We start from the raw sequence: 13,185 nt of genomic DNA on the forward strand, positions 1-13,185 counted from the left end.
GGGGCATCGATAGCGCGTCAGGGCGATCCGGGCGCGCATGGTTTCGCCCTGGTTTTGCCTATGACGGACGGGCTTGGCAGCCCGGTCATACAACGGCGACAACACAAACTGCCAGGTTAAAATTTCTTATAAGCAACATATACCTATGACGAAAAACATGCTTTTCGTCATAATTTATGTTTTTATAGAAATTGACAGAAAAATCTTATTGCTATACATGCAGGATTGCTTAGCGTTTTGGAGCACGCTCAAGCAGCAAGCTGCGGATGTCGTTCAGCACCACATCGGGCTGAAGAAAGGAAGTGGAATAGATTTCGCGCACGCTGCCGGAAGCGTCGATCAGATAGACCTTGAGCAGGTGGCTCAGGGTCGGCAGGCGCTGGCCCGGAGCGCGTTCGCTGGCGACCGACACATCCTGGCCGAAGCCGTCGAGCAGCGGCGCCAGTTCGGCGTTCGAGCCGCTGGTGAGGAAACGCCACTCCACACTGCCGCGGTCGCGCGCATCCTCGCCGCCGTAGCTGCGCATGGCCGGCGGCGTATCGTAGGTGGGATCGAAACTCATGCTCACAAAACGCACCCGGTCGCGCGTGCGCGCATCCTTGCCGAGGGTTTTCTTGAGGGTGTGCAGGGTCGCGTACGCCAGCGGACAGCCGCGCGAGTCGGTGCAGTAGGTATAGATGAAGGAAAACAGCGTGACTTTACCGGTGGTAAATTCCGACAGGCGGTGGCGGCTGCCGTCGCTGTCGAGAACCACGCCGTCGGGCGCCTTGAGGATGCGTTCGAGCTTATAGGTGCCCGGCGCCGGCAGCGCGAGCGGGCGTGCCGGCGCCGCCAGGGCGCACGGCGCCAGCGTCATCAGCGCCGCCAGCGCGCCCGCGTGCAGACGAGACAAGTCAGCGGCCCGCCACGCGCGGCGCGCCCTGCCCCGCGTCGGCGCTGACCTTGGCGCTCGCGGCGCCGAACTTCATGTGGTGCGCGCGGCCCAGTTTCAGCTTGGCGAAGTCAGCCTTGAAGGTTTCCTTGAGTTCCTTGCCGTCCCACGCGAACAGCTTGACGAACTGCTCGTCGTCGGCGCCCTTCTTGTCCCAGTTGGCCAGCAGCGAACTGCTGATGTACAGGCGCTTGCCGTCCCAGCTTTGCGAGACCATGTTCACCTGCGAACCGGTGCGCTTGGAATAGGTTTCCTTGGGCGCTTCCGGATTGCTGATGTCAAAGTAATGCGTGGTGCCATCCATGAAGGTGTTGACCCACAAGCCCTTGCCGTCGGCCGTGATCGACAGGTCGACCGGCAGCGGCACCTTGGCCGGGTCGCCGATGGTGGCCACGTCCTTGGCCTGCCAGGCGCCGCTGGCATCCTTCTTGACCAGCCAGATTTTCGAGGTCAGCGCGGTGGCCGTGATGGCCCACTCGTCGCCCTCCTTGAGCGACCAGCGGATTTCCAGCGGCGCGCCGGGCACGTTGAGCACTTTTTCCGGCTGCATCGACTTCAGGTTCCACATGACCATGGTGTTGCCGAACTGTTTCATGGCGGCCGGGTCCTTGATCAGCTTGCCCAGATCGGTCATGTAGTTCACCGCGCCGGTAAAGCTCGATGTCAGCATCGCGTTCTTGCTGGGACTGATGGCGATATCGTAGCCGTAGCCGTCGCCGCCGTTGGTGGTCGGCATCGCGTGTTTGGCGATGAAGTCGCCCTTGGTGTTGTAGACCGCCATGCCGGTGACGCCGCCGCGATCCTTGTCGTTCGACAGCGCGCCGATCAGCATGCGGCCCGGCAGCGCATAAAAGGTGTGCGGGCCGACATAACCGGAGCGCTTGGCGAAGTCGTCGATGGTCTTGACCAGTTTCGGCTTGGCCGGGTTGGTGTGCACGTCGAACACATAGATCTTGCTGTCATCCAGGCCGCCCGCCCACAGGAAGCGGCGGTCGTCGGTAAATCCCATGTGATGGGCCTCGCCGCGCTTGCCGACCGACACGTGGCCGATCACCTGGCCGAATTTTTTCGATGCCGGATTGACGTCCATGGTCACCAGTTTGTCGAAGCCGTCGCCCACGCCCTTCACGCCGAGGGTCCACACGTACAGGAAATCTTCCTGCCCCTTGATCAGGCCCGACATGTACGGCGAATTGCAGGTTTCGTCAGCGCGCGAGGCGAGCGGAACGGCGGTGACGCCCAGGGCGACAGCTACAAGCAAACTCAAGCGCATCAATTTACTGGAACCCATTGCTGATCTCCTGATCAAGCTTATGAAGACGATAATGTACGCCTGTTTGACCCGGCTCCGCAATGGGTGAAAAACATATCGCCTGGACTTGCGCCAGATCAAACTACGCTGCGAGGGTTTTGCTGTATGCGTAGAAAATATCGTCGCGCTGCCAACCCAGCGCCGTGTACAGGCTTTGCGCCGCCAGGTTGGTTTTGGCGGTGGTCAGGTCGAGCCGCAGGGCGCCGTTGCGCAGCGCGTGCGCCTCGGCCGCCAGCAGCAGCGCGCGGCCGGCACCGAGCTTGCGCGCCTCGGGCCGCACGTACAGGTCGTACAGCGCGTAAATGGGCGCTGCGGCGAGCGAGCAAAAGCTCGGGTACAGCTGGCAGAAACCGGCGGGCGCGCCCGCTTCATCTTCGGCGACGATCAGCACCGATTCGCTGCCGAGCATGCGGTCGTAAATGAACTGGCGCGACAGGGCAAGGTCCGGCGCGAGTTCGTAGAACTGGCGGTAAGCGTCGAACATGTCGGCGAGCTGGTCGATGTCATCCATCGTCGCCAGCCGGGTGGTAATTTTTTTCATGTGCATTTTCTGGTTGGTGGCTGTTGCTGACACGGAGCGTGCGGCTCCAGCGTCATCATAACCACGAACGCGCGCGCCGTGTTTTTGCTGGCGCCCGCGGGTCAAAGAGCGCATCGCGCCACGGCTGCCGGCAACGCGGCCGGCTTTCAAGAGTAGCCGGCCACGGATGGGCACACAATCGCGTGCGCCAGTCTTCAGCGGGCGGCGCGGCGCCGTGCCATCCCTGCCAGCGCCAGCATGCCCACGCCGAACATCAAATAGGTTTGCGGTTCAGGAACGGCGCTCACTTCCGAAATGGAAAACCGGGTTTCCTCGGTCGATTGGAATTGGGTTTCGGACCACCAGTCGTCCATGCGCATGTGCTCGAAGATGCCAGCCTGGCCATCGATGGAAATGAGCCCCAGGTAATGCGACGTGGAGGTGCCGAAGTAGCCGACGGAGACGTTGAAATTGGGTTGTTTGCCGGGTGCATAGGAAAAACCGGATACCTCGCACTTTTCGCCCGGACCCGGCGCGCACTTCATGAAATCGGTACCCGAGTAAACGAAGGAGCGCAGTTCGGACGCGGCGAACTGGCCATCGAGATTGACATCGTCGACCACGAAGCGGCCTGATGCCGATTTGTCGGCCTCGAATGTGCCGTAGCGGGTGTTATAAAATCCATCGAAAGACCAGTCGAAGGTGTGTGTTGCCGCTTGCGCGGACACAGCAAACGCTCCCAGCGCGAGAGCGCCGGCTAATTTCTTCATCATCAGCTTTTCCTTTAATCAGATTGATTGCAAACCCGGACAATACGCATTTGGCCGTCCGCCGTCATGCCGTGATACCCGAGGCCGCGCCACGTTGCGCTGCGCGGCTTGCGCGGCAATTCTTGCCAGACGTGATTCCAATTAAACAAGCTAACATAAATTGACAACATTTACATCTTCACACAATCGGAGCGTCGGCACTCCGGCTCAGCTGCTGCAGCCCAGTGCGTGCAACTGCCAACCGGCTTTGTTCCAGGCAAGGCTGTGCGTCAGGCCCAGACTGGCGAGAAAGCGCGCATCGTGCGACACCACCGCCAGTGCGCCGCGATACGCTTGCAGCGCCTCTTCCAGCGCACGCACCGACGCCAGGTCAAGGTGATTGGTGGGCTCGTCGAGCAGCAGCAGACGCGCCGGTTCGCGCAGGCCAGCGCCGCCTTGAGCCGTTCCCCGCAGCTCAAGCCGGACACGGGCGCATCCAGCTGCGCCGCCGACCGCCCCAGCAGGGCCAGATGGCTGCGCAGCGCGCTCGGCGGGAAGGCCGTCTCCAGCGCGGCCAGTTGCTCGAGCACGCTCTGATGCTGCGCCGGCGCCAGGCTGGCATGCTGGTCGAGCCAGGCCTGCGGCGCCAGCGCGCGGCAGGTGCCGGACAGCGGCGCAAGGGTGCCGGCGAACATGCGTAGCAGGCTGGACTTGCCGCAGCCGTTGGGGCCGGTGATGGCAAAGCGCATGGCGCCGCCCACGACCAGGTCGAGCGGCCTGGCGCTTGCTGGAAACGGGGCTACCGCTTGCGTGAGTTCGAGCACGCGGCGCGCAGCGACCGACTCGCCCTGGACCAGCACCAGCGCGACCGGCGCCCGCTCGCGCACCAGCGCCCTGGCGCCGCGCAGCGCGCCGTCGAGCGCCGCGCGTGGCGCTATGACGCTTTGCCTGACGGCAGGCATGCGCCTGGGCGTCGCTCTTCGATTTGCCGCGCGCAATGGCCGGCAGATTCGCCTGGTTGCCGGCTCGGGTGTTGCGTGACGCGCGCGCCAGCTTGTCGTCGTGCTGCCGGCGCAGGTGGCGCAGCCTGTTTTTGCGCTCGCCGCGGGCGTGCTCGAGCGCCACGGCCGCCGCCGCCGCTTCGGCTTCCCGCTGCGCCTGGTAGAACGTGTAATTGCCGCCGTAGCTGCGCAAGCTGCCCGCATCGAGTTCAACGATCCGGTCCATGCCGTCCAGCAGGTCGCGGTCGTGGCTGATGACGAGCGCGCCGCCGCGCCATGCCTGCAATTGCGCGGCCAGCCAGCGGCGGGCGTCGCTGTCGAGGTGGTTCGACGGCTCATCCAGCACCAGCCAGGCGGCACCCGACAGAAAGGCGCCGATCGGTGCCACGCGCATCAGTTCGCCGCCGCTCAGGCCGCACGCGTCATCGCCAGGCTGCAGACGCGCCAGTCCAGCCGCCGCCAGCGCATCACGCTGCTCACGCGCGCGGATGGGGGAAGAACGGCGGCACAGGCCGCAATGAAATGAATGGCCATATAAGCTCCTGTCGGGCTGCATGTGGCGCAATACACCGCCGGCGTACAAAGGCAGGCCGGCCGTGTATGGCGAACGAAGACGAAAGAACTTACATGGTCATTTGGGGGAGGTGCTCCAGGCGGACTGGTTCATGAAAAATTGGCCGCATGCTGACGCGGCCAACTTAGCTTAACGCAAAAGCGGCGCGCCTGTCCATCCGCGCACGCGCCCTGCCAGCACGCCCAGGCCGAGCAGCAGCAAGGCCATGCCGCCCGGCTCCGGCACCGCCGTGCGCATGCTGCCCAAGGCGACGTTGGTGATGCCGGCCAGGTAGCCCTCGCCCATGCCGCGCAATGCGAAACCGGTGAAATACTCGCCGCCGGTGGCCTGGAAACCCAGGAAGTCCAGGCTGCGCGACCCATCGTGCAGGGCGATGCCATCGAAGCGGTAGCTGCCCAGGTTGGTCGCCACGATCAGCTCGACCGTGCCCTGCGTGACCGCCGCATCGAAGCCAAACAGCGTGTACGGAACATCGCTGGCGATGCTGGCGCTGATCGGCGACCAGTACTCGTTCGACATCACGGGCCGCCGCTGGCCGATGGACAGGCCACTGCCAGCGCCCACCACCAGGTTTTCGGCCGAGGTGTAGCGCACCCCGCCGCGCTCGAAAGCGCTGCCGGGAAAGTGAAATCCCGCGCCGAAGTCGTCGAAGTCGCTGCGCTGCAAAATCTGCCCCGCCTGTTCCAGGCTGCTGCGCTGGTCGATGCGCAGCACGCCCGCGCTGGCACTGGCCGTACACAGCGCCAGCAAGGCGATGGCGCACTGTTTGTATGGCTTGAACATGTTCGTTGTCCGGTGAAGTGAAGCGATCATGCGACGCTGACGGCCAGCGGCCCGCCCAGCACGCCATAGCCGTCGTTGTGCAGCAGCCACGCGCTGTAGGTGCCTGGCGTCAGGCCGCTGCTGTCAAACGTGACGGTGGCTCCGGCCTGCGCCACGTACTGCCAGATGGCCGAGCTGCCCGCCCCCGGCGAGGTGCCGGCGCGGTAGACGCCGACCCAGTTTTTGGCGCTCACGCGGCTGGCCGGCATCGCCAGCGTGAACACGAGCGGCGCGCCGCGCTTGACCGCCGGCGTGCTGGAGGCAAACTGCGTCACGCTCACGGTCACCGCCTCGCCCAGGGCCGTGTAGCCGCCCTGGTGGAAATACCAGACGGCGTAGTCGCCCACCGCCAGCGCCGCCGTGCTGAAAGTGTGGGTGCCGTTCGCCGCCGGCACGTATGCCCATTGCAGCGCGCCCTGGCCGGCGGCGCCGGGCTTGGCGCTGGCGGCAAACAGGCCGACCCAGTTTTTCGGATCGAGCTTGCCCGCTGGCGCGGCGTAGGTCACGCTCAGGCTGGCGCCGCGCTGCAGCACCGACGCACTGGCCGTCAGCACCACGCGGCGCCGGTTGGCGCCGATCGCCGGATCGGTACGGCCCGGCGCACCGGTCTCCAGGTGGCCCGCCACGCGGCGCAGGAAACGCGGATCGGCATCGCAGCCGATGCTGTAGTCGTACCAGCCGAAGCTGCCCGCCAGCAGGCACAGCACCAGTCCCTGCTGGCCGGCCGCCACGGTGTGGGAGGTCGCGGCGGCGCCGTAGGCGTTGTCCACGATGGTGAAGGTGCAGGCCGCCGTAGCGCCCGCGTTCGACAGCAGCAGTCGCACGTTGCCGCCAGCCAGGTCGTAGTCGACCTGCACTTCCGGGCGCGCAGCGGTCGCTGCCAGGTTGCCGGCCAGCTCGCGCAGAAAACCGTTGGGACCGGTCACGCTCAGGTGGTAGTGGCTGCCGGTCCAGTTCCACACTTCCTTGTCGATGCGCTTGCCCGCTTCGACCGTGTAGTACCACGGCCCGTCGGTGCGCACGCTGGAATACACGATGAAGGCCGCGCCGGCCTTGCCGCTGTTATGCAGCGACAGTTCGACCTGCTTGCCGGGATTGACCGCCGCGTGCGCGCTCAGCACGTACGGCAGCGCGCAGGCATAACGGGTGCGCGTGACCGTCTTGCACGGTTCCTGCAGCGGCAAGGTTTGCCGCGCCGGCGGCGTTGGATACGGCTTGCCGGACACCAGCTGGTACTGGGTCGACTTCGGTACGCTGGCCGGCCAGACGCTGTTGGGCGACTTGAAATCAAAGGCCGACGTGAGGTCGCCGCACACCACGCGCCGCCACGGCGAGATATTTTCCAAGGTGACGCCGGCACGGTTCTTTTTCAGGCCGAGCGTAAGCCACTCTTCCAGGAAGCGCAGCTTGGAGGTGTGATCGAACACCTGCGAGCACACGCGCCCGCCCTTGCTCCACGGTGAAATGACCAGCATCGGCACGCGCGGACCGAGCCCGACCGGCACGCCAGCCAGGTTTTCATCGGCCCCGATCTCGGCCAGCGTGGTGCGGCCCATGGCCGGCTCGAGCGGCGGGATGTTCGGCGGTACATGGTCGAAGAAGCCGTCGTTCTCGTCGTAGGTCAGCAGGAAAACCGTCTTCGACCACACCGCCGGATTGGCCACCAGCGCGGCCAGCAGGCGCGCGGTCAGGTTTTCGCCGGCATTGGGCGAATTGGGCGAGTGCTCGGTGTAGTCGTTGGGCGCGACGATCCACGACACCTGGGGCAGGCGGTTGTCGCGCACGTCATTGGCAAAGTCGGCGACCAGCCAGTCGCCCTTGGTGCCGCGCGAATTGGCCTCGGTCGAACCGGGCGCCAGCACCCTCCCCTTGCGCGCCAGCGGGCTGTCGGGCGAGAGCCGGCTGCCGTCCGGATTGACGCGGAACTGGCGGAAATAGGCCAGGTAATTGTCGCCGTAGTTATCCCACTCCTGGTAGACCTTCCAGCTGACGTCGTTCGCTTCGAGGATCTCGGCATAGGTGCGCCAGGCCGGCGCGCTGGCGGTGACGGCGGGCGACAGATTGTCGTACTTCGGATCGTTGTTGTAGTAGCCCGCGCCGCTGATGTTGTACAGGCCGCCCAGGGCGCCCATCCGGCCGCGGCTGGTGCCCGACAGCGAGTAGAAGCGGTTCGGATCGGTGGGGCCGAAAATCGAACAGTGGTAAGCGTCGCAGATGCTGAAGGCGTCCGCCAGCGCGTAGTAGAACGGCAGGTCGCCGCGGTCGAAGTAGCCCATGCTCTGGGGCGATTTTTTCTTCACCCAGGCGTCCCAGCCCTGCCAGCTCGCCTGCGAGCCCTTCCACGAGTGATCGGTGCCGAGCGAGAGCGCACTGGTGTTCTTGGCGTCGAAGTGAAACGGCAGCACATGGCCGCCGGCGGCGTCCGGCTGATACCAGACCGGCTTGCCGCCGGGGAGCGTGATCGCGCGCGGATCGTCGAAGCCGCGCACGCCCGGAAAGCTGCCGAAATAGTGGTCGAAGGAGCGGTTTTCCTGCATGAAGATGACCACGTGCTCGACGTCGGCGATGGTGCCGGTGACGTTATTTGCCGGCACGGCGAGCGCTTCGCGGATCAGGTCGGGGAACAGGGTACTGGCGGCGCCGGCCGAAGCCAGGCTGAGAAAGGTGCGTCTGCTGGTGGACATCGGTGCTCCCGGTATGCGCTGGAAGTTGTCGATCATATATGTTGAATATGACCGCACCATGTCATTGGGGTCAGGGGCGCTGCGCGACCTCCTTGCGGATTTCGTCGAGCACGGACAAGGCGACGACCCGCACATCCTCGTCCGACAAGCCTTGTGCGTGCCCCACGACGACGACGGAACGCCCCTTGACGTTCACCACCAGCACCCCGTCTTGCTCCCGTAGCGCGACCGGAACCGGAAAAGTCACATACCTCGACTCCACAGGAAAGCGCAGCTCGATCCCAAACACGACCGATCCGCCGTGAAAGTCATACCGGTCCCGCTCAAAGCTGAGCCTGCCAGCCATGGTTCCGGTGCGGCAGGCATCTTCCGGCGCGTCCGCCAGCCGCACCAGATCGGCCTTGAGGGCGGCAATAAACGCGAGCATGAAGCGCTTCGCGCTGTTCTTCCGGTCGATTGTCGTCTTGATACTGTCAAGTAGCTCGTTATAGCTTGTACTCATCACGTCTGGCTCCCTCGCCTTGCAGATCAGCGGCGTCCGTGCGCCTGCGGCATTCGGCAATCCGGAGCGCGTATGTGACGACCTGGCGTTGGTAAATCACAATTGATTGTAGGCTTTCTCGACACACATTGTTGTTCGCTTGAAATCGTGTCGACGAGCACCTCGCTGCCCATTGCAGCACTGTCATCGGCTCGTCATGCCGTCCGGCTATATTCCCGGCTTCCTTGCAGCTCGGGCCGGCCTCACCATGCTCAACAACGCCTTGCAACGCCGCCTTCCCCTCGTCATCGCCATCGGCGCCGCACTGGCGCTAGTTGCCTGCGGCAGCGACGATCAGGCCGCTCCGCCGTTGCTTGTGCCGGCGCCGCCGGCCGACCGGGGTGCCCCCGCCAGCGTGCTCGTGCCGGCCGCCGTCGCCTTTGTCGACACGGCCGGCACCAACCAGCGCGGCGACGCCCGCTACGCCACCATCGCCACCAACGCCGGCGTGCGCGTGCTGGCCGGCTGCAAGGAAATCTGGCAGCCGCTGACCGAGACGGTCGACGCAAGCCGTGGCCGCCGCCAACCTGCTCGATCCGGCCAACGCCGCCAGCAAGAGCGTGGCCTACACCCAGGCCCACACCACCTTGATGAGCCTGACCGGCACGACGGCCGAGACCTTGCGCGCCCTCGCCCAGTCGGGCACGCCGGCGAGCGACCGCTTCGCAGACCATGCCGTCAACAAGGCCAACTACCTGCGCCGCCTGACCTACGGCTTTCCGCAAATCGCCGCCGGCAATGTTCCGGCGGCGGTGCCGAAAGGCGCCGAAGTGCTGTTCGAGACGCGCTTGCCCTACCTCAGCGCGGCCCAGCGCCGGGCGGCTGAAAACCACAGCGCTCGCATCGGACTACCCGGTGATGGACGACCCGGAGGGCTGGGGCCGCTTAAACCTGTTCGATGCGGCCGACGGTTACGGCGCCCTGAGCGGCAACGTGGTGCTGGTGATCGATGCGGTCAAGGGCGGCTTCCACGCGAGCGACCGCTGGCGCAACGATATTACCGGCAGCGGCAAGCCGGTCAAGCAAGGCAACGGCACCCTGGCGCTCACCGGCAACAACAGCTGGAGCGGCGGCACCCAGCTCGAAGCGAGCGCGCTGGAAGCCCGGTCAGGCACGGCGTTCGGTGCGGGCGACGTGTATGTGAGCGGCGGCAGGCTGATCGCCAGCGCGGCGGTACCGGTCGCAGTGCGCGGCCGCCGGCACCGTGCTGACAGTGATGAGCGCGGCCAGCCTGAAAGGCAAGTTCGATACCATCACGGTCGACGGCATGACGGTTACGCCAAGCTATCCCAACAGCGCGCTGAACCTGCGCGTGAATGGCTGAGATGCGATAAGTTCCATCCACTCAGCAACCAGGCAGGAAGCGCACCGCTAATGGCACCCTGCACAAGCTGTTAAGCGACATCGAACGGTTTGGCGAGGAAAACGACGCGCCCTGCCCTCCGCGGGCAGGACGTCGGCGAGTCGCCACGTGCGTCAAGCCCGCCGACGGCGAGACGATCCGACATCGGCCCCTTGAAAGTGCCCGTGTTGAAGGCTCTTTTCGAAAAGGGGCAGTCTTTCAGACTATCGAATTAACGCGATTTTTACGGCCATTTGCGCAAGGTTTGCCATGGTTATCTTCCGCACACTTCTTTGCGCACCGCACCGAGCCCCTTAACTGCGGGCCTCTGCTTGAACTCGCACTTGAAATCTCGACCATGCGAAATACATGCGCGTGCTCCTCGTACAGGCTTGGTCTCGTCCCACGCCACACAGTCGAGTTAGCGGCGAGAGTAAGCGCATAAGACAAAAGAAATTTTGAACTTTGTTTTGAAGCGCGGGGTCTACAGATTTTTATCTAGATGTGCGACGCCCTCCGGCGAGCAAGCCGCGCCGTGGTCTTTAAAACACGCCGCACGGTCAACACCGCTCAGCGGTAGTAAGGCAGCATGGCCCCGTCATGGACCGTAGTGAGTGCTGATGACTTGGAGATTGGGTTGAGTATCGCACCAATACGTATTGAAGTCATTGAGGCCCGCCGCAGTCGTAAAGCTGGCGCAATCGTGTTGGCGCGCCCGGTACCGATGAAGGTGGCGGCCGCCTGCGGCGGTGTGGTCGTGCTCGGACTTGCGCTGCTACTGGCTTTTGGCGAATACAGCAGCAAAGTTCGGGTGACTGGTCAATTGGTGTATGCCGGCGGCGCCATCAAGGCGGTCGCGCCCCAGTTTGGCCGCACCGTCACACGCCACGTCCTGGAAGGCCAAGTGGTCAAGGCCGGCGAAGTGCTGTTCGACCTGTCGGCCGAGCGGATCGGCGGATCAGGCTCAATCGATGCGCGCATCGGCGCTTCACTCGCCCTGCGCCGTGAGCAGATCGTACAGCACCGTAATGCCACGCTCCAGCAACTGGCGTTGCGCAGCAGTGCCCTCGCCGATCAGCAACGCCTGCTCAAGGGCGAACTCGCAGCCCATCTTGGCGCCATTGCCATCGGCGATGAACTGGTGACGAGCGCACAGACCTCTTTCGACCGAAACAGTAGGCTTGCCGAGCAGGGATTTGTTTCGCCTGCCTTGCTTGCCCAGTACAAGAATGCCCTAAATGTTGAGCGCGCTAAGCGCAATGCGCTGACCGTAAATCTCGGCAACGCGCGTGGTTCATTGCTCCAGGTGCAGAATGAAGCGGAAGCGCTTGCTACACGTGAAAAACTCGCGATGACTGAAGCCGAACAGAACCTCGCAACAATAGACCAAGATATTGCCGAGCATGAAGGACGCAGCACGCTCAAGGTTACGGCACCGGTAGCAGGCACCATTACAGCTTTGGGCTATGACGTAGGGCAGTCGGTGCAGGCAGGGACTGTGCTGGCCACAGTCCTTCCGACGGGAAGCGTGCTGGAAACAAAGCTGCTAATCCCCTCACACGCAAAATCATCCGTGGCGGTGGGACAGCAGGTGCAAATGCGCATCGATGCCTTCCCGTATCAGAAGTACGGCTTGGTGGCGGGCACGGTCAAGCAGGTGGAACTTAACCCCATCAATGACAGCGCAAAGGCGCCGGACACGCCGAACGTTCCCGATATCCCGATGTATCGAGCGACCGTAGCGATGTCGACAAATTCTATGGTGATGGACGGCAAGCGTAGGCCATTTGAGCCAGGTATGACGCTCGAAGCCGATATCTACCATGATCGTAGGAAACTGATCGAGTGGATCATCGATCCACTTCTCAGCGCAGCAAGGGATCATTCTCCAAGGAAGCCTGTGGAGTAGAAACATGTGAAATTGGCGCCGCGTTCTGACCAACGCCAAGACTTTGCGTGCCGACGCGGGGCACGCTTTCAAATGAGTATGGAGAATATTATGAAAGTGCTTGACAAAGAAATGCTAAGTCAACTTGTTGGCGGGGTAGAAGTCGATGGCGGAGGTGCCGGCGACGGTAGCGGTGGTAGTGGAGAAGTGCCCGGTGGGGGTGTACCTAATGGTGGCGGTTTTGGGGCAGATCACGGGTATGCATACGATGTTCGCGCCATTGGTATAGAAGGCGGGCAAGAGGCCGTCGTCACGATTCGCGGCGCGATACCGGTGTTTGACAACCCACCTCCAAATGTGTCGGTCGGCCAGGAACCGGCGGCGTGGGAAGGAAGCCTCGTCGGAATGTATGTGGAAAATCAAATCTCCATCGAGCATGAGACGATGGACCGCGTACTCTCCGGGATGGCAGGCATACGGGCCACTACAGCGGGTACTGCCTTTCTTCAAGGTGCACTCAAAGGTGCGGGCATTGGGGAGAAAGGAGGAAAATGGGGTGAGCTTGGTGGACTGGTGATAGGAGGATTCGTTGGCTATGGAAGCTATATGCTAATGCAGCGTGATCACCCCAACAAGGATAATCAGACTTGGCGTGATAAGGATGGAGTACCGCACTATCCGCGGGGAATTGCGCCTGAGGACGACGAGCATGTAGCGTCTTACTCAGGCCCTGCAGGTGGGAACGTGATGCAGATGATTGCCTAATCTGAGAACCGAGGCGGCCGCAGGACATTATTGCGGCTGCCCTAAAGGAGCCTGTC

Annotated in this window: 10 protein-coding genes and 2 pseudogenes; 4 read left to right on the plus strand and 8 right to left on the minus strand. The window is 63.5% G+C overall.

Annotated elements, in window-relative coordinates:
* Positions 1 to 229: 229 nt before the first annotated feature.
* From RBA40_RS27270 to RBA40_RS27290, 5 genes and pseudogenes are all read right to left on the minus strand, one after another.
* Positions 230 to 892 carry an SCO family protein gene (locus RBA40_RS27270; protein ID WP_306651481.1) on the minus strand — a complete coding sequence of 221 codons (663 nt, stop codon included), beginning with the start codon at positions 890 to 892 and terminating at the stop codon, positions 230 to 232.
* A 1-nt stretch (position 893) separates the two neighbouring features.
* Positions 894 to 2,222 carry a methanethiol oxidase gene (gene mtoX / locus RBA40_RS27275; RefSeq protein WP_306651482.1) on the minus strand — a complete coding sequence of 443 codons (1,329 nt, stop codon included), beginning with the start codon at positions 2,220 to 2,222 and terminating at the stop codon, positions 894 to 896.
* 103 nt (positions 2,223 to 2,325) lie between these two features.
* The gene (locus tag RBA40_RS27280; protein WP_306651484.1) at positions 2,326 to 2,784 is read right to left on the minus strand and encodes a GNAT family N-acetyltransferase; all 459 of its coding nucleotides are present in this window, start codon (positions 2,782 to 2,784) and stop codon (positions 2,326 to 2,328) included.
* A gap of 194 nt (positions 2,785 to 2,978) precedes the next feature.
* Positions 2,979 to 3,536 (minus strand): PEP-CTERM sorting domain-containing protein, encoded by a 558-nt coding sequence (locus RBA40_RS27285; protein ID WP_306651485.1) that lies wholly within the window; start codon positions 3,534 to 3,536, stop codon positions 2,979 to 2,981.
* Between the two features lie 473 nt (positions 3,537 to 4,009).
* A pseudogene (locus tag RBA40_RS27290) lies at positions 4,010 to 4,474 on the minus strand (ATP-binding cassette domain-containing protein); the annotation flags it as partial.
* Positions 4,475 to 4,574: 100 nt separating this feature from the next.
* Between RBA40_RS27290 and RBA40_RS27295 the strand changes: the two are divergent.
* The gene (locus RBA40_RS27295) at positions 4,575 to 5,039 is read left to right on the plus strand and encodes a hypothetical protein (protein ID WP_306651489.1); all 465 of its coding nucleotides are present in this window, start codon (positions 4,575 to 4,577) and stop codon (positions 5,037 to 5,039) included.
* A gap of 177 nt (positions 5,040 to 5,216) precedes the next feature.
* Here RBA40_RS27295 and RBA40_RS27300 read toward each other — a convergent pair whose 3' ends face one another.
* The 3 genes from RBA40_RS27300 to RBA40_RS27310 form a co-directional block, all read right to left on the minus strand.
* Positions 5,217 to 5,870 (minus strand): hypothetical protein, encoded by a 654-nt coding sequence (locus tag RBA40_RS27300; RefSeq protein WP_306651491.1) that lies wholly within the window; start codon positions 5,868 to 5,870, stop codon positions 5,217 to 5,219.
* Positions 5,871 to 5,896: 26 nt separating this feature from the next.
* Positions 5,897 to 8,593: a phosphocholine-specific phospholipase C gene (locus tag RBA40_RS27305; protein ID WP_306651493.1), complete on the minus strand. Its 2,697-nt coding sequence runs from the start codon at positions 8,591 to 8,593 to the stop codon at positions 5,897 to 5,899.
* 70 nt (positions 8,594 to 8,663) lie between these two features.
* On the minus strand, positions 8,664 to 9,098 hold the full coding sequence (locus tag RBA40_RS27310) for a hypothetical protein (RefSeq protein WP_306651494.1): 435 nt from the start codon (positions 9,096 to 9,098) through the stop codon (positions 8,664 to 8,666).
* 545 nt (positions 9,099 to 9,643) lie between these two features.
* Between RBA40_RS27310 and RBA40_RS33625 the strand changes: the two are divergent.
* The 3 genes and pseudogenes from RBA40_RS33625 to RBA40_RS27325 all read left to right on the plus strand — a co-directional run.
* Positions 9,644 to 10,331, plus strand: a pseudogene (locus tag RBA40_RS33625) (autotransporter-associated beta strand repeat-containing protein); the annotation flags it as partial.
* A 782-nt stretch (positions 10,332 to 11,113) separates the two neighbouring features.
* Positions 11,114 to 12,385, plus strand: coding sequence for a beta-barrel domain-containing protein (locus RBA40_RS27320; protein WP_306651496.1), 1,272 nt, complete (start codon positions 11,114 to 11,116; stop codon positions 12,383 to 12,385).
* A gap of 90 nt (positions 12,386 to 12,475) precedes the next feature.
* On the plus strand, positions 12,476 to 13,129 hold the full coding sequence (locus RBA40_RS27325) for a hypothetical protein (protein ID WP_306651498.1): 654 nt from the start codon (positions 12,476 to 12,478) through the stop codon (positions 13,127 to 13,129).
* The last annotated feature ends 56 nt before the right edge of the window (positions 13,130 to 13,185 follow it).

The organism is Massilia pseudoviolaceinigra, from assembly GCF_030846505.1.
In the GTDB taxonomy this organism is placed as follows: Bacteria; Pseudomonadota; Gammaproteobacteria; order Burkholderiales; family Burkholderiaceae_D; genus Telluria_A; species Telluria_A violaceinigra.